Annotated in this window: 18 protein-coding genes; 2 read left to right on the top strand and 16 right to left on the bottom strand. The window is 39.4% G+C overall.

The genetic code is table 11. The annotated features are described in order from the left end of the window. Positions 1-40 precede the first annotated feature (40 nt). The 11 genes from flgL to degS form a co-directional block, all read right to left on the bottom strand. Entirely contained in the window at positions 41-949 is a 909-nt protein-coding gene (gene flgL, locus JJ692_RS04825) for a flagellar hook-associated protein FlgL (RefSeq protein WP_024423617.1), read from the bottom strand. Between the two features lie 9 nt (positions 950-958). Further along, positions 959-2479 carry a flagellar hook-associated protein FlgK gene (gene flgK, locus JJ692_RS04820; protein WP_024423618.1) on the bottom strand — a complete coding sequence of 507 codons (1521 nt, stop codon included), beginning with the start codon at positions 2477-2479 and terminating at the stop codon, positions 959-961. 15 nt (positions 2480-2494) lie between these two features. Then, complete coding sequence (locus tag JJ692_RS04815) at positions 2495-2977, bottom strand: flagellar protein FlgN (protein ID WP_206534282.1); 483 nt, start codon at positions 2975-2977, stop codon at positions 2495-2497. Positions 2978-2995: 18 nt separating this feature from the next. Then, positions 2996-3259 carry a flagellar biosynthesis anti-sigma factor FlgM gene (flgM, locus tag JJ692_RS04810; RefSeq protein WP_024423620.1) on the bottom strand — a complete coding sequence of 88 codons (264 nt, stop codon included), beginning with the start codon at positions 3257-3259 and terminating at the stop codon, positions 2996-2998. Positions 3260-3338: 79 nt separating this feature from the next. Beyond that, entirely contained in the window at positions 3339-3758 is a 420-nt protein-coding gene (locus JJ692_RS04805) for a TIGR03826 family flagellar region protein (protein ID WP_024423621.1), read from the bottom strand. A 56-nt stretch (positions 3759-3814) separates the two neighbouring features. Continuing rightward, on the bottom strand, positions 3815-4471 hold the full coding sequence (locus JJ692_RS04800; protein WP_241258022.1) for a ComF family protein: 657 nt from the start codon (positions 4469-4471) through the stop codon (positions 3815-3817). Positions 4472-4497: 26 nt separating this feature from the next. Further along, entirely contained in the window at positions 4498-4791 is a 294-nt protein-coding gene (gene comFB, locus JJ692_RS04795; protein WP_024423623.1) for a late competence protein ComFB, read from the bottom strand. Positions 4792-4839: 48 nt separating this feature from the next. After that, complete coding sequence (locus JJ692_RS04790; protein ID WP_277602661.1) at positions 4840-6237, bottom strand: ATP-dependent helicase ComFA; 1398 nt, start codon at positions 6235-6237, stop codon at positions 4840-4842. A gap of 120 nt (positions 6238-6357) precedes the next feature. Continuing rightward, a complete protein-coding gene (locus JJ692_RS04785; protein ID WP_024423625.1) occupies positions 6358-7200 on the bottom strand; it encodes a DegV family protein in 843 nt (280 codons plus the stop codon). Positions 7201-7415: 215 nt separating this feature from the next. Then, on the bottom strand, positions 7416-8105 hold the full coding sequence (gene degU, locus JJ692_RS04780; protein WP_008348273.1) for a two-component system response regulator DegU: 690 nt from the start codon (positions 8103-8105) through the stop codon (positions 7416-7418). Between the two features lie 64 nt (positions 8106-8169). Continuing rightward, the gene (degS, locus tag JJ692_RS04775; protein WP_024719243.1) at positions 8170-9345 is read right to left on the bottom strand and encodes a two-component sensor histidine kinase DegS; all 1176 of its coding nucleotides are present in this window, start codon (positions 9343-9345) and stop codon (positions 8170-8172) included. A gap of 221 nt (positions 9346-9566) precedes the next feature. On the opposite strand from degS, the gene JJ692_RS04770 reads away from it, so the two are divergent. Both JJ692_RS04770 and JJ692_RS04765 read left to right on the top strand, forming a co-directional pair. After that, the gene (locus JJ692_RS04770; RefSeq protein WP_012011434.1) at positions 9567-10235 is read left to right on the top strand and encodes a YigZ family protein; all 669 of its coding nucleotides are present in this window, start codon (positions 9567-9569) and stop codon (positions 10233-10235) included. Then, complete coding sequence (locus tag JJ692_RS04765; RefSeq protein ID WP_034623744.1) at positions 10220-11311, top strand: LCP family protein; 1092 nt, start codon at positions 10220-10222, stop codon at positions 11309-11311. The genes JJ692_RS04770 and JJ692_RS04765 overlap by 16 nt, the downstream gene beginning before the upstream one ends. A gap of 35 nt (positions 11312-11346) precedes the next feature. Here the strand turns inward: JJ692_RS04765 and JJ692_RS04760 are convergent, their stop codons facing one another. The 5 genes from JJ692_RS04760 to tuaE form a co-directional block, all read right to left on the bottom strand. Beyond that, entirely contained in the window at positions 11347-12414 is a 1068-nt protein-coding gene (locus JJ692_RS04760) for a glycosyltransferase family 4 protein (RefSeq protein ID WP_024423627.1), read from the bottom strand. Positions 12415-12548: 134 nt separating this feature from the next. Then, positions 12549-13745, bottom strand: a complete 1197-nt coding sequence (tuaH, locus tag JJ692_RS04755) for a teichuronic acid biosynthesis protein TuaH (protein WP_241258047.1) — start codon at positions 13743-13745, stop codon at positions 12549-12551. Positions 13746-13764: 19 nt separating this feature from the next. Continuing rightward, complete coding sequence (gene tuaG, locus JJ692_RS04750; protein ID WP_024423629.1) at positions 13765-14520, bottom strand: teichuronic acid biosynthesis protein TuaG; 756 nt, start codon at positions 14518-14520, stop codon at positions 13765-13767. Positions 14521-14544: 24 nt separating this feature from the next. Beyond that, a complete protein-coding gene (tuaF, locus tag JJ692_RS04745) occupies positions 14545-15222 on the bottom strand; it encodes a teichuronic acid biosynthesis protein TuaF (RefSeq protein ID WP_206534279.1) in 678 nt (225 codons plus the stop codon). 61 nt (positions 15223-15283) lie between these two features. Continuing rightward, positions 15284-16744 carry a teichuronic acid biosynthesis protein TuaE gene (gene tuaE / locus JJ692_RS04740; protein ID WP_206534278.1) on the bottom strand — a complete coding sequence of 487 codons (1461 nt, stop codon included), beginning with the start codon at positions 16742-16744 and terminating at the stop codon, positions 15284-15286. Positions 16745-16763 lie beyond the last annotated feature (19 nt).

The following is a 16763-nucleotide window of genomic DNA, read 5'->3' as shown; positions in this document are numbered from 1 at the left end:
ACCTCCATGATGCAAAAAAGCACCCATCGGATGCTTTTTATTATCTTAAGAAATCTACAAGAGATGGCTGAATGACTTTAGCTGTTGTCGCTAAAGCAGCTCTATTCACTGTCTCTTGTTGAAGAAGATCAAGAATTGCCTTTTCACTTTCAACATCTTCATTATCTGATTTAGCATTTTTCAGTACTTGGTATTGTGAAGTCAAACGACTTCCTACTAAGTCAACACGATTCGAACGCGCTCCTAGGTCGGATCGCTCAGCACTCATCACTTCTTTGAACTGATCGATACTTCCTAGTGCATCATCAGAATTCGCAAACGTTCCATTTTTCAATGAGTTTTCTAAATCAGTCAGCATTTCAATGACATTTTGACCGTTAGCCTGTCCGCCAAACGCTGAGATTGGATTTGAGTTTACATTTAAAGTGATACCATCAGAAATATTCGCTTGAACAGCATTCGCATCTGTATAATTTTCGAAGTTAAATGTATACGTTCCGTCTGCATTCTCAACAACTGGTTTAACATTTGTATTTGTCCCATTAAATACGAACTTACCTAGCATTTGAGTGTTCATTGCATCAATGATTTGATTCTTCATCTGACCAATTTCCACTCCGATAGCTGCTAAATCTTCGGGCTGCTTTGTTCCATTTGCCGCATCAAGCACTTTATCTCGTATATTTGACATAATATCAATGATTTCAGTGACACTTGTTTCAGATGTATCAATCCAGTTTTGTGCTTCATTTAAGTTATTTTTATATTGTTCATTTCGAAACAAGGCAGTACTATATTGAAGACTTTTTACGGCTGCAACAGGATCATCAGACGTTTTTGTAAAACGTTTGCCTGTTTGTGCCTGCTCATTAATTTTAGAAAGTTTTTCATAACTTTTACTAATATTTCGAAGTGAGTTTTGAGAAATCATACCTTGTGTGACTCGCATCCGTTATCCCTACCTTCCTACGACACCCATGCCGTTTATGACCTTATCCAATACTTCATCTTGTAATGTCATAATTCTTGCAGCCGCATTATATGCATGCTGGAATTGGATCATATTCGTCATTTCTTCATCAATGGAGACAGCGCTAGTCGACATTCTACGTTCATTGGCTGAATTGACAAGAGCAGCTGAACTGCTTTCAAGCGTCATGTTCTTTTTCCCTTGTACCCCCATCTCAGCAATAACATTTTGGTAATAATCCTGGATTGTCGTTGTATTGCCGCCGATTGGTAACTTTAAGTCTTGTATATTAGCTAATTTCGTAGCATTCGATCCGTCACCTTGTGTTTGATTGAGAGATGCAGCAATATTATCTGTTGATGCTAAAATGACATCGCTCACTTTAATACGAGCTGCCAAACCTTTATTCAACTCATTGTTATTTTCGATATCAAAAAAGTCTTGTCCACTTGCACCATTTAACGTGTACCCCTGCTTATGTACATCGTTAAATGTATCCATGAATACTTTTGCTACTTCATCGAGCTCTGCAAGCATATCTGGATACATGCCTTTTTCAGCACCGTTTGACATGTAGCCATAAGCCTCAACAAGTGCTTTTACTTTACCGTTCACTTGTAATTGATCCGCTGCAATTGTTGTTGTTCCGAATTGAAGTGAGTTAACAAGTCCCGTTGTATTATCATAAGAGATTTGCAGTTCAGACTTTTCGTTCGTAATACCATTCAAAATGTTTCCAGCAGATTGTCCATTTGCACCGATAATGTCGATGTTGACAGTTCCTTCAGCAATTTTGAGTGCATTACCGCCAGGTGGATTGTAGCTGACCTTAATATCAACAAGTGAGGATAGTTGATCGACCAAAGTATCACGTGTATCATAAAGATCATTTGGAAGATATCCATTTGGCTCAACTGCTGCAATCTGTTTGTTCACTTCATCTATTTGAGATAAAAGAGTGTTTACATCTTTGGCTGTTGAATCGAGTTCCGTTTTTAAATTCTTTTGTATCGTTGTTAAAGAGGAGTTGAGCAGACGGAATTGGTCAACTAAAGCCTGTGCACTTGTTTTAACAACTGTACGTGCAGAAGCTGTATCAGCATTTTTTGATTCCGATAAGACCTGTAATGATTTCCATAGGTTATCAAAAGCTCTGTTCAAGCCTTCATCCGTCAAATCATTCATAACCCCTTCCATCTGTGAAAGGGCATCTGACTTCGTTGAGTAGTAAGATAAGTTATTATTATGATCTCTGTATTGTAAATCTAAAAAGCTGTCTCGAATTCTTTCAACCGTTCCAACTTGTACGCCTGTCCCCATTTGGCCATACGTCTTGCCGTCATAAACAGAAATGACTGGATAAGGATTTTCTGCTTTAAAGGTCACTCTTTGTCTTGAGTAGCCCTCCGTATTTGCATTGGAGACGTTGTTTGATGTGACATAAAGCCCTGCACGCTGGGCTGTGATTCCTCTTTTTGCCGTTTCTAGTCCCATGAATGTAGAACCCATTGGTATCCTCCTTGTTTACGCCTTTGAATCAAACAAAGCCCTTTGCTGTTTAGGCTTTGAACTCTCAAGACCATTTTGTCCGTAATTCATATTTTCTTTATTAGGGTTAACGAGATCGAATGTCAGTGAAATAAATTGAAGTGACTGCTGAATAAGCTGCTTGTTCAGTTCATTTACATCTTTTAGTTCCACCATGATGTCATTTAGTTTCTCATATAATGAAATGAGCTCTTCTTGATCTGTACCTTCAGCCTTTTCGATACATGCAGTGATGGTTGGTGATTGATCACTTTGTAAAAATTGAACGGTCGCATCAATTCGTTTTTCTTCTAATTGAGAAATGGCCTGAATATACTTTTGCTCTAAATTCAGGACCTCTGAAAGAGCATCAATCTCATTGCTTTTCAGCATTTCTGTTTTATCCTTAGACAACTTTAAAAGCTGTTCATGCAATCCATAGAGACGATGCAGTTCTTCAATAATTATTTTAACTGACATTCACGCTGCTCCCTTTTGTTATTGTTGTTTATAAAAATTCAGCATTTTATCTGCAATGCCTTTTGTATCTACTTGATATGTTCCGGCTTCAATGCTTTTTTTAATTTGGTCAATTTTATCTTGGCGTTCTCTCATAATATTCGGCACCTTTTGCATTTCGATTGCCTTTTTAGAAATTTCGACTTTATCAGTTGATTTAGCTTGATTCGATTGCAACGTTTGTTTCTCATATGTTTTCTTGTAAGGATTTACTGGTTGTGTTCCATATCGATTAATTTTCACGGGATTCCTCTCGCTTTCCGTTACAGTCTGTCTTGATTCTATCCATTTTATCGACCAAACTGCAACTTAGTTTAGGGAATCAGTCGTTTTTAGGATTAATGGCATAATAGGTGTCTTTTTTCCTAGATTCAATCTCCCTTTTACGCTCCTCTTCTTGGTTCATTTGGCTGATTTGCGAATGAATATCCTGTTCACATTGGCTGCATAGCTTGTTTTTCCTGATCGCTTTGCCACATCTTTCACAAGGATAATTAATATTTGGAAATTGACTAATTTGCAGTCTTTTCAAACGAATAAATTTCAAGATTAATTCTTCATCAACTTCTGTTGCTTCTACTATTTCAGCGATGGTTGATTGTCTATTACTTTGTTTTCTCAAGAATTTATATACGATATCAAAAGAACGTTCTTCTTCTTCAAAGCATTTGTTACAAACCGTTTGGATGGTGGTTTTTAAAAATAGCTGATTACATTGTGGACAGTTTGCCAATTGATTCATAACCAAAACCCCTTACGTTATTTTCTTTTCTTATTATCGGTTAATTATCATGATTTTTAACTACGTATCAACGTAAAAGAAGAAACACTTTTAGCACCTGCGTCTTTCAAAATTCTTGCCGCATCATAGATGGTTGCTCCCGTTGTATAGATATCATCAACTAATATAATATCCCTTTGAACAATCGCATCTGTTTGCTTTATTTGAAACAATCCTTTTTGATCTAGGCGTTCATTTTTCTTTTTTTTAGACTGCTTACTTTGATGTATTTTCACGAGTGGCTGCAATATTGGCTTATCTAGCAAAGAAGCGATTATCACGGACTGATTAAATCCTCTTTCTTTTAGTCTTTCATGACTTAAAGGAATCGGTATCAGCAATGGGTCTTTTATGCAGAAGGAATGTTTAAATGCTGCTTGTACATCTTTTTTAAACAGCTCAGCTAAAGCCGTATCACCCCGAAATTTAAAGCGGGCAAGGACATCTTTCATCAACTCGTTGTAAGTATAAACTGACCTATTTTTTACAAGGATTTTAATAGAATCAGAGCGTTCATTCCATCTGTTACAGTCCTGGCACAATTGGTCATTTGACTGCGCCCTTCCGCATGTTGGACAAATAGGACGATCAATCTTTACTAAGTGATTCTTACATGCTACACAAAGGTGATCATCATTTAATAGTAGGAATGATTTCCATGTAAAAGCAGGCACAAAATGTCCCTCGCAAATTTGGCAAATCAATTGGTTTCCTTGTTCAGCAGCAGACGATTTTCACACCTTGGAAATGCAGAGACCTTGGAAGCTGCTTCTGTCAGAATGACCAGCATCGCAGTATTCTTCTGTTTATCCACCATCTCAGATTTACTGTAAGATATTTTATCGATATCTGTTATATATTGTGGTTTCACTTGATTCAGTGAAATCGCTAATACATCTTCCATACACTTTTCACAATGACAAATCATGTTTAATTGGTTGAGATATTGATTGAGAATTTCCTTGAGTAGTATTTCTTTTGCATTGAGTAGCATATTTGTCTCTCCTGCCATTTGTGTATTGTGAATATAATGTACCATGATTTAGTTGAACCCACACTGTTTTTCAGAAAACTCTTTTGCAGCCGTATCATTCATTTTTGCGATATGCTTCTTTGCTTGTTTCATACTTCTCGTTAAACCAAAATGAAAAAGGAAAACATCTCCTGTACAATAATCCGGGTGTCTGCCTACCCGTCCAGATATCTGAACAAGTGCACTCTCTGTAAAAATAGTAGATTCCGAACCTAGTACTCCCACTTGAACATTTGGAATCGTTACGCCTCTTTCTAGAATAGTGGTTGTAACTAGTACATCGTATACGTAATCTCTAAAGTGCTGAACCTTTTGTTTCCTATCCGGATCATCAGCAGATACTCCCTCCACATTTAAGGATTGTTCTCGAAGAATCTTCGTTACCTTCTTCATGGTAGCAATTGAAGGAACAAAAAGTAATATTCTTCTCTTATTTGCAATATGTCTCTGCATCCAATTCATCACTTTAGGGGGCAGCTGGTTCTTTTTTAATTTCTTTTTCCAATGACCGATCCAATGAAAGGTCGGTACGGGTAATGGTTGCTCGTGAAAACGCAAAGGAATTTTTATCGCTTCCAGTTTTCCACGAGAAACCTCTCTCGTCATTTTTTTAGAGGGTGTCGCACTTAAATAAATCCTGACCCCTCTGTTCTTTCTCATCGCCTTTAGAACAGCAAATTGGAGACGCTCATCCATTGAATAAGGGAAGGCATCGACTTCATCTACAATGAGCACATCAAAAGCATTTTTGTATCTCATCAGCTGGTGGGTTGTGGTGATCACAAGCGGTGTTATTTGAAACCTTTGAGAACTGCCTCCGTAAAGTACGGTAATTGTCACCCCTTGAAATGCTTTTCTAAGCCGTGGTTCGAGTTCAAGCACTACATCTGTTCTAGGTGTCGCAATACAGACATTCATTCCTTGATTTAACGCATATTCGATTCCGTGAAAAAGTACTTCCGTTTTCCCTGCTCCGCAAACCGCCCAAACAAGTAGATCAAATTTGTTTTTAATAGCTTCAATCATTCTTTCTGACGCTCTTTTTTGTCCTTTAGACAGCTCTCCCTGCCATGTTAATTCGGCTCGACATGTTTCTACCATTTGTGGACCTGTCCATTCATAAAGAAACCCACATTCTGCTACTTTTCCCATCATGATGCATGATCTACAGTACACACAATCCTTTTGACACACTTCACATGGAGAATGAGCGAAATACCGCTTGTGTGATACACCGCACCGGCAGCATGTAAAACCATTTGCTTTCCTCTCAATGGCTGGAGACCGATTGACTAAGCCCTTCTCCTCCAGCCAATCTAAATTGGACTGTGGGCACTTTGTTTCAACGGTGAGCAGATGGCGTGAATGCAGCTGCCGCATTAGTTCCATTGCTTTGTCCATATTCAACATTACCAAACACCTTTCAATTGATGTTTGGCTATTATGCGCAAAGACATGACATTTCGTCCAACAGGTAAAATAGAAAAACAAAACCCCTTTTCCATAAGAAAAGAGGTTTTTTAGGAATTATCTAATCACCCAGCCAAGGGCTAAAGAGCCTTCACCTAGATGGGTGCCGATTACGGCACCAAAGTAGCTTTTATAAAATTCAACATGAGGATATTTTTCTGATAAGTGCGCAATTAATTCTTCTGCTTCTTCTTCTCTATTACCATGTATCAGTGTTGCTCTCATCGGAACACCACGTGATGCATCTTCATCAAATAATTCAAAAATACGTGAAATGGCTTTTTTACGTGTGCGGATCTTCTCAAAAGGAACAATTAGCTTGTTGTCAAAATGCAAAATAGGCTTTACCTTTAAGAGGCTTCCAATAAAAGCCTGAGCACCATTTAATCTGCCGCCTCTTTGCAAATGAGTTAAATCGTCTACCATAAAATACGCCCGCTGACTTTCTTTCAGGTAATTTAGATGTGCTAACACTTCTTCTAAAGAAGCACCTTCTTGGATTTTTTCAGCAGCTTCTAACACATAAAAACCTTGTGCCATACAGCTTGTTTCTGTATCAAACGGGTAAATATCAATCCCGTCAACTAGATCATTCGCTGAGACCGCACTATTATACGTTCCACTAATTCCACTTGAAAGGTGGATACTAATCACGGCGTCGTATGTTTCACTTAGTTTTTCATATAAGGCTATTAATTCACCGAAAGCAGGCTGAGAGGTTGTTGGAAGATCTTTGTGTTTTTTGATTTCTTCATAATATGTCTTCCAGTCCATTTCTATTTCTTCACGGTATGATTCACTGCCAAAGATGACGTTAAGGGGGATCATATGAATATTATGTTTATCACGCAGCTCTTGTGGTAGATAAGCAGTACTGTCTGTTACAACGGCTATTTTCATTCTTAAATACCTTCCTTATTCGTTAAGTTACTCTTTTTTATTTTAAAAGAATGATCATTTTTTCATTAGATTTATAATAGTAATCAAAAAAGCCTGCCTAATCAATAGGCAAGCCCGCTATATCCGAAAAAGACTCCTTACCCTGTCTATCATTTCCCTCCACCTAAAATGTGAGAGAATAAAAACAGGCGAAAAAGGAGTACTTGTCCGGAACATTATCTCATTTCTACCCAGCCGTTTTTAATAGCTACAACAACAGCTTGTGTACGATCGTTTACATTCATTTTTTGCAAAATGTTACTCACGTGGTTTTTAACTGTTTTCTCACTAATAAAGAGCGATTCACCGATTCCTCTGTTGCTCTTTCCGTCAGCTAACATTTGAAGAACTTCACATTCACGTCTAGTTAAGATATGAAGTGGTCTGCGAATTTCAGGATATACCTCATGCTGTGGATGTGCTGAAACGCCGCTAGTTGCCAAGCGTCGGAATTCATTTACTAAATTATGAGTGACTTTCGGATGTAAATAAGAGCCTCCGTCAGCTACAACTTTCACTGCTTCGATGAGTGTGTCTGCATCCATTTCTTTTAGCAGGTAGCCTCTCGCCCCTGTTTTCAATGCATGTGTTACATAGTTTTCATCGTCATGAATAGATAGAATAATGACTTTTGATTCGGGATAAAGCTCAACAAGCTGCTTTGTAGCCTCAACACCATTTACATTCGGCATATTAATGTCCATAATGACAACATCCGGATGATAGTGTTCTACGATACGTGCAGCTTCGTCACCGTCGTCTCCTTCTGCAACTACTTCAAAAGTAGGTTCAAAATCTAAAATCCGTTTGACACCTTCACGGAATAATTGGTGGTCATCAATAATTACAATATTTACTTTAGTCACAAGCTACGCCTCCCCATGTTTATTGTTCTACACCTGAACTTTATGGTCAATATGTCTTTTGACTCTATTTTACAATTTTATTTTGCAATGTTAGTGGCACGCGAATCATGATGAATGTCCCTAGACCTATTTTTGAGTCTATGGTCATTTTACCTTCCAGTAAGTCTACGCGTTCTTTCATGCCAAGTAAACCGAAGGATTTGTTTTTGTTTGTTTTCACATCTTTCATATCAAAGCCTTTTCCATCGTCTTTAATAATTAAGGTCACAAAGTCTTTCGTTACTTCTACTTTGACAGAGATTTCTTCAGCTTCAGAATGTTTTAATGAATTTGTGACAGCTTCTTGGGCTAGTCTAAACAGTGCTACTTCAAATTGAGAAGCAATTCTTTCGTTTTCTGTATCACCTAGGCATTGGAACGTAATTTTGGTTTTTCCATCATATTCTTCAATTGTGTTTAAGTATTTTCTCAGTGTTGGAATCAGACCCAAATCATCTAAAGCCATCGGTCTTAAATCATAAATGATTCTTCTCACTTCGTACAGTGCATTTCGCACATTCTGTCTGAGACTTCTAATTTCTTTAAAGCCTTCTTCTGTACCGCGGTCTCTAAAAATCCGTTCAATTAATTCGGAACGCATCATCACGTTTGCCAGCATTTGAGCAGGGCCGTCATGAATTTCCCGAGACACTCTTTTGCGTTCTTCTTCTTGGGCTTCAATAATTCTCAGCCCAAAATCTTGTTTTGCCTGAGCATCTTCAAGTAAAACGCCAACCTGGCGTAAATCCTGGTTGAGATAGTTGAGAACAACTGTAATCTGACTCACAAGCGTTTCAGAACGTTCAATAACGTCTTGTAAGCTTAATAATCTTCTTTCCAGATCGTCTCTTCTTTCTCTCAGCTGCTTCTCGCGCTGCTGAATCATGGTGAGTTCCACTTGCAAGTTATGTGCTTTTTCGTAGGCCTCACGTATTTCTTCTTCGCTGAATTTGTTGAAGTTTCTGCTGACCTCAGATAAGCGGTTTCTAGCATGTCTTGTATGGACTTCCAGCTTATCCCCAAAATCAATTACTTCGTTTACTTGCTGTTTGATTTGCTTCAGCTCTTCTACTAGGCTTTCATATTGTTGACGGGACTGTTCGCCTATTCTAAATACTTCGTCCTTGCTGCCATCAACTGTACTTAGCATTTTCATGATGATTGAATCCAATAATTTCGGATCCATTTTGGGTGTTGTCATGGCTTTTCCCTCCCGTAACAGTGATGTCATCTTTTTTTATTATAAATGTCATTGATCTGCATTTTATGTCGAATTATAATGAAAGAATGCGTATAAATCTTGAAGTTTTTATGACGACCCTTTTTCCGCTCCTATCATCATAACAAAATACGCTGTAAAATTCTAAAACCAATGCAAATTTTCACTAGTCTTACAATTTGCTTGTCAGGAGGGTATGTCTTTTGCTGAATCGCTATCTTACAGTAAAAAGTCGTGGCGAGCATGAGATCGTCATTGAAAAATCACGTTTTATTTGTCATATACAGCGTGCTGTCTCAGAAGAAGAAGCACAAGCATTTATACAATCCATTAAAAAACAACATTGGAATGCCACACATAATTGTTCAGCCTATCTCATTGGTGAACATGACCTGATTCAAAAAGCGAATGATGATGGTGAACCAAGCGGTACAGCAGGTGTGCCAATGCTTGAAGTGCTAAAAAAACGAAAGCTGAAAGATACAGTTGTTGTGGTCACTCGTTATTTCGGCGGTATCAAGCTAGGTGCCGGTGGATTGATTCGTGCCTACGGAAAATCTGTATCAGAAGCTATCAACCATGTTGGAATGGTAGAGCGCTGTTTAATGCGTACAATGCACACAACAATAGATTATACATGGCTTGGAAAGGTAGAGAATGAGCTTAGAGCCTCATCTTTTCAGCTAAAAGAAATCCATTATGCAGAAGATGTTATTTTTGAGACATATGTCGAAGAAACACAAACAGAGCAGTTCATTGAGTGGATGACTGAGCTGACAAATGGAAAGAGTGTTACAAAAGAAGGCGAACTGATTTATTTAGAAAAGGACATTGGTCCGATAAAGGAGACAGATGAATGGCACAACGAGTAAAAGTGCGTGTACGAAAGAAAAAGAGTAAGAAGAAGAGAATTATCAAACGTATTCTGGTCTTATTTTTGCTTCTTATCATCTGCATGGGCGGATTTGCAGTATATAAAATCGTCAATACTCTTCAAGCTGCTGACAAAACATATGATGAACTAAACCGTGGAGAGAAATCGAATCTTCGTGATGCTGTCATTGATATTAAGAAAAAACCTTTCTCTGTATTATTTGTCGGAATTGAGGATTATGCCACAAAGGGTGATCATGGCCGTTCAGATTCACTCATTGTCGCAACGATTAACCCTCAAGACAAAACGATGAAAATGGTTAGTATTCCTCGTGACACACGCGTACAGCTTGCAAGTGATACAACAGGAAGTAAAGAAAAGATCAATGCAGCATTTGCTAAAGGCGGTAAAGATGAAACGATTGAAACTGTCGAACAATTCTTGCATATTCCGATTGATAAGTATGCAACCGTTGATTTTGACGGATTCAAGGATGTCATTGATGAAGTCGGCGGAATTGATATCGATGTTCCATTTGACTTCAATGAAAAAAGTGATGTTAAAAAATCGAAAAAGATTTACTTCAAAAAAGGCAATATGCACTTAAACGGGGAAGAAGCACTTGCTTACGCACGGATGAGAAAACAAGATCCACGCGGTGATTTCGGACGTAACGATCGTCAGAAACAAATTTTACGTGCAATGATTGATCAAATGGCGAAGCCAAATAACATTGCAAACGTCGATAACATTGCTAAAGAAGTCAGTGATCACATTACGACCAATTTCCGTATCACAGAAGGTCTTGCGCTTCAGCAAATCTACAGCGGATTTAAAGGAGATGACACAGAAACTCTTTCTATTAAGGGATCAGACCTTTATTTAGGGCCAAATCGCACGTATTACTTTGAGCCAGATCCGACCAATTTAGCTAACGTGCAAAATGAATTACGGACGCATTTAAAGCTTCCTACTGAATCTTCAACTGAAACAGATTCACAAACCAATCCGTCCTCTGGTGAAACAGGGTCAAGTGATACAACTAACTCATCGACCAGCACACCTGGACAATAATAAAAACAGCCCAGTTCCTAGGAACGGGCTGTTTTTTACTGTCTTTTGACCATTCGTTTATAAAATTTCGTAAATGGTTTAAACTCTTCATTCACCAAGCCTGTTACTTCTGCAATCACTTGCATGAACATGACCAGTAAAAAGATAATAATCAGTGATAACCAAATGGTGGCACTTGTCAGCAAAATTGCACTTAAGCTAAAGACTAAGCCAATCATATAAATCACGATGACAGCCATGCGATGAGACAAGCCAAAGGCCATCAGTCTATGATGAATATGAGACTTGTCAGGTGCTGAGATCGGCTGTTTGTTTAATATTCGTCTAATGATGGCAAAGGTGGTATCGAAAATTGGGACACCTAAGATGATCACTGGGACAACAACACTAAACAAAGTGACACTTTTGTACAGCCCTAATAGTGACAACACCGAAATCATATAGCCTAAAAAAAGCGAACCGGTGTCACCCATAAAAATCTTCGCTGGATGAAAGTTGTAAAAGAGAAAGCCGATGGTACTGCCAATGACAACAAGTGATAATGAAAGAATCAAAATTTTATCAGCTGAAAATGCCATCACGGCAATGGTTGATAAACCGATGACAGAAATACCGGCAGCCAGTCCATCAAGGCCGTCAATTAAATTAATGGCATTTGTGATTCCGACAATCCATAACACGGTTAGGGGATATGCCATCCAGCCTAACTCAATTCGATCTGTTAAGAAAGGAACAGAGAAAAAGTCCATTTTTAAGCCTGTGCTTACAATCAGGCAAGCAACAAGAACTTGGACGAGAAATTTAAATCTTGCACTTAAATTATATTTATCATCAAATATACCTAGAATGACGATAAGTACGGCACCAACTGAAATTGCTGTAATTTTATTATGTAGAAACAGCCCGCCTGCTAATGCTCCAGCCGCTACCCCAATAAAAATTGCCAAACCGCCCATTCGAGGCATTACTTTATCATGAACTTTTCGTTTATTCGGCTGGTCCACTGCACCAATCTTAATTGCAAACTTTTTGACGATTGGTGTCACAATTAAAACTGTAGCCAGAGAGACAAAAAACGCTAATAAGGCGCGTTCGTAATCCATAGGTCAGTCTCCTTCTAAATTGAAATCTGTATTTTGTATATTGGCCGCTCTTTCCATTATACAATTGAATAGAGGTTGATCACAAGCTCCCCCTGTGAAGAAGAAACAAATAAAAACGCACAATCCCTGATGAATTATGCGTTTTCTTTAATATTCGTTAGTTCCACCATATTTGTGAACAGCGCGTGCCAATCTTTTTTCTTCGCTCGGCTTTGTCTTAGATGTCTATAGGTCATGTCGTCTTTTTTGCTGATCACTTTTTGGCAGGCTTCTACGAAGAGCGCAGGATCCTCGCCTTCTAAATATTCATACACATCATTCTCTTTTAGCCTTTCCGTTGACGGAAGATTTAAACCAACAACCGGTATTCCTGCGGCTAAAAATTCATATAGCTTGAGCGGAAACACGGCTTGATTGTAAGGAGATTGTTTGTATGGCATCATGCCTACATCAATCAGCTTCATATACGCAGGCACTTCTTCTGGTGCAACAGCACCTGTCCAAATCACATTCGGCAGTTTAAGTGCATGCTGAAAAGATGGATCACCATTTGTTCCATCCGGACCGACAAATAAAAATGTCCAATCAGGCTGCATGCGGGCAGCTTCTGCTATCATGTCAAAATCCAGCTTCGGCTTGATGCCTCCAATAAAACCAAGAACAGTTCCTTCTCTACCTTGCAGCACATCCTCCTTACATGGAAGATTGCTTTTTGCAAACACATCGTACTCAACGCCATTTTCCACTGTAAACACATCTTTTGGTTCGCCCATAAGACGCTTTTTGATTTGATCGTGTAAGTATTGAGAAGAGCATGTAATGCTGTGTGCGTATTTGATGATTCGATTTTCTGCTTTCACAATGACACGCTGCCTCATATAAGAAAGCAAATTATTTTTGCCGCTTATCGGCTCTCCCCACAGGTCACTGCAGTCATAGACAATATGTTTCCATTCAAATAAAGAAGATAAGAGCGGAAAGCCCGGAAACGTATACCATAAGCAAACAGCGATTCCCTTCTTTTCTTCCTGCCGCAAATGCTCAAGAAGAGGGGTCAATTTATGAATATAGAACATGTCTTGATATCGGCCAAAGCGGAAAAATTTGCTCTTGAGCACATCAGGAATGGTCAATTGCTTCATTCGATCGGTTATGGGCTGAAAGGGAGCTGTATGGCGGGATGCAGATGGGCATACCCAGATGACCTCTTTCGTTTCTGGATCAGATGCTAGAAATTCCGCCAGTCGATGCCGTCTGTACCTCAAGCCGTCCTGTCCCCATTCTCCCGTCGCTACGATAACATGTATGATCGAGTCTGCTTTCACCTTTATCACCTTTTTTCCCTTCTGTTTATAAGCGCTTCTTCACAGCATTTGTCGCATAGTGCATAAAACACCAAGATGCTTTGACAAAATGAAGCTGCTCAATTTCTCTGTAGACGAACCACGTTTTTTTCGCTGCTTTCCACTTGTTACTAGAGATCGAGTTTCCAACGATGCGGTATTCACTGAGCGGTTCACTCATTCCATAGGCTGTAAATCCTCTTTTTAATATGGACAGCCACGTAGCTAAATCCTGTCTTGTGCGGATGTTCGGCATTTCTACATGTCCGATCTTCTCTACATCAAGCATCACCGTTAAACAGCCGATAATGGTATTTTTCAAAGCTTCATCATAAGTTAATCTTGCTGGTGCAGTGACAGTTTTTTCTAAAGGTTCTCCATTTTCTGCAATGATGTCATATGCCGTGAATGTAAAGGCATAATCGTTTGTCAGCATAAAGTCTACCTGCTGTTCAAGCTTCGTTTCTTTCCACTTATCATCGCTATCTAAAAAAGCAATAAAGCGGCCTTTTGCCTGTTTGATGGCTGCGTTTCTAGCGATGGCGGCTCCCCCATTTTGCTCTAAATAAATGACGTGGATTCTGTCGTCTGCTTCACTTAAGTCCCCAAGCAGCTTCCTTGTTCCATCTGTTGAACAATCATCTGCGATGATCAGTTCCCAATTAGAATAGGTTTGGGCAAGGACGGAATGAACTGTATCCGTTAAATAGCGTTCCGCATTATAGGCCGGTGTAATGATTGATACTAACGGTTGATTGTTCACCTAAGACTCATCTCCAGTTCATCATTAAGATTCTTTGAATACTTCGGGTAAGACCACAAACATGAGCGAGATACTAAAGCCAATGACAAGTCCAAGCAGTGCTCGCTTTTTCGCTGACATGCCTTTATTGCCTTCATCAAGAACTTGAGCAGGATCAACAATCTTCGCCTGCTTCATTCCAAGCTTTGTAGACTCCAATTCATATAAAAATCGCTCTTTATCTACTTTGGAATCGTTGCTGACAGATTCGTCTTCTAGAGCAGATAATCTACTTTCAATCACCTGCTGCCTTTTTGTAAATAATGCTTTGTCTTGCTTCAGAAATGTATCCGACACCTGCTTCACGACAGCTAAAGCATGATCCTTATCAGCATCTGTGAAGGACAGCTGTAATTGTGTATCTGATTGATTGGTGAGGATGAGGCGGCTTTTCACATCCTGCCTTTCTTCTTCTTTCACATCACTGAGTACTTCATTTAAAAATGCATCGCTTTTTAATAGAGATGTCACTTCTGCGATATTGTTATACACTCCGTCATCATATTTACCAAGTGTAAGCGTAACGGCAGCTGTGTAACTAGACTGCTGCACTGTTCCTTTGGCAAAAAAGAATCCAAAAGCGCCTAATACGACAGGCAGCAGCACAAGCCATACAATATACTTTTTGATTCGCTTCCCTATTCTAGATATGAAACCAGACATGTTCATTCTCCCAACATTGACGTATTTGCTTTTTCATTAGTGTAGCCATACCAGCGCAGCATCACACACGGTTTACCAAGCGCTGTTTGTTTTTCAACATATTCACCGCTGCGATCACGAGTCCTAAAAAGACCCAGTGGAAATATAAATTCGAGACAGAACTAGGACTGATACTTGAAACGAGAAAGCTCAGCATGGCAGCAAACAAACCTTCAATGATCATTTTTGCTGATCTTGTGTCAGCCCATTGGTATTGTTTATACAGCGTGAACATGAGATAAGCGTAGACGGAGATATAGCCCAGCATGACCGCAAATCCAAAGTTCGTCATCACTTCCAGCAGCCAATTGTGCACTTCAACGACTTGATCTGTATCAAAGATCGAAAAGTGGGCTAAGTAGTAAGACACATTCCCCGCTCCGACACCAAACCCGTATGAATCCGTAAAGAAATGCCATGCATTTTTGATCAAATTCGCTCTCGCAATGTTGGATGGGAGTGGTTCACTAAAAGAATGCGCGACCTGAGAAGCGAGAAACAAGTCATAAAAGACTGAATAAATCTTGGCTGAAAAAACAGCGATACAGATGACACCAAGTCCGCCGGCTGTGATGAGTGACCACTTTTTGAGAAAGCGCGGCATGAGAAGCCACACATAAATGGCCGCTCCTGCAAATATGCCAAGCAGGCTGGCGCGGGATTCTGTTAACAAAATGAGATACAGTGCTGCGATGGCGCCAAATAATCCAAATGCTTTGATATAACCATTTTTCATTTGCCGCATACACGCTAAATACAAGAAAAAGCTAATCGATAAAAACGTCGCAAAGTCATTTTGGTTAAAAAAGACAGCTGTAGGATAGTGCTGTTTATACGCCGGCCCAAGATACAATGAAGTGTTCGGTAAATGGTTCAAAGTAAAGTGATTATAAAACCCTATCCCCATGACAAATACAGTCATGATGAGCCAAATGCTATAAAAGGTGACCACTTGATCCATTCGCTGAATGTACATGACCACAAGAAAGACAAAACCCATCCCCATAGCAAGCAGGGACATATATTTAAGACCATCTGTCACCGAATGAGCCCACAGCAGTGAGATGAGCCCGTAAAGAAACCATGCAGCGAAAAAACCAAGAATGCCTTTTACACGAATCTGCTGCCACTGCGATATGTACGTCCCCTTATCTCTCATCCGCCATATGAATAAAGCAAAGGCGGCAATGAGCATGATACGGTAGAGAAAAAGACTAAAGAACCCGGCACTAATTGAAAAGAAAGCGTTGTTGAGAAAGGTCAATGCAATTAAAAGATATATGGCTGACATGAACACTTGCTCACCATTCATGTATAGCTTCATTAACACGAGGAAAGCCGTCAGGACTAAAAGCAGGACCGGAATGGCGACGATCTTTTTTAACCCGGCGGGCTGCGCAGACGCCAATTGTACAAGTCCTAGCCCTGCTGCAAATAATATAAATCCGATCATGATTTGCCATGCTGTTTGTTTCACACTCATACCCATTTTCCTCCTAAGC

Source organism: Bacillus sp. 3a, assembly GCF_017161885.1.
GTDB lineage: Bacteria > Bacillota > Bacilli > Bacillales > Bacillaceae > Bacillus > Bacillus safensis.
Note: the sequence above shows the minus strand (reverse complement) of the source record. Positions and strands in the feature narration are given on the sequence as shown.

Excerpts from the sequence above, each read along its gene's own strand:
- flgK (WP_024423618.1), bottom strand. The coding sequence starts at position 2,479 with ATGGGTTCTACATTCATGGGACTAGAAACGGCAAAAAGAGGAATCACA.
- tuaF (WP_206534279.1), bottom strand. The coding sequence starts at position 15,222 with ATGTCTGGTTTCATATCTAGAATAGGGAAGCGAATCAAAAAGTATATT.
- JJ692_RS04765 (WP_034623744.1), top strand. The coding sequence starts at position 10,220 with ATGGCACAACGAGTAAAAGTGCGTGTACGAAAGAAAAAGAGTAAGAAG.
- JJ692_RS04805 (WP_024423621.1), bottom strand. The coding sequence starts at position 3,758 with ATGAATCAATTGGCAAACTGTCCACAATGTAATCAGCTATTTTTAAAA.
- degS (WP_024719243.1), bottom strand. The coding sequence starts at position 9,345 with ATGACAACACCCAAAATGGATCCGAAATTATTGGATTCAATCATCATG.
- flgL (WP_024423617.1), bottom strand. The coding sequence starts at position 949 with ATGCGAGTCACACAAGGTATGATTTCTCAAAACTCACTTCGAAATATT.
- comFB (WP_024423623.1), bottom strand. The coding sequence starts at position 4,791 with ATGCTACTCAATGCAAAAGAAATACTACTCAAGGAAATTCTCAATCAA.
- JJ692_RS04760 (WP_024423627.1), bottom strand. The coding sequence starts at position 12,414 with ATGGATTACGAACGCGCCTTATTAGCGTTTTTTGTCTCTCTGGCTACA.
- tuaE (WP_206534278.1), bottom strand. The coding sequence starts at position 16,744 with ATGAGTGTGAAACAAACAGCATGGCAAATCATGATCGGATTTATATTA.
- JJ692_RS04785 (WP_024423625.1), bottom strand. The coding sequence starts at position 7,200 with ATGAAAATAGCCGTTGTAACAGACAGTACTGCTTATCTACCACAAGAG.
- JJ692_RS04815 (WP_206534282.1), bottom strand. The coding sequence starts at position 2,977 with ATGTCAGTTAAAATAATTATTGAAGAACTGCATCGTCTCTATGGATTG.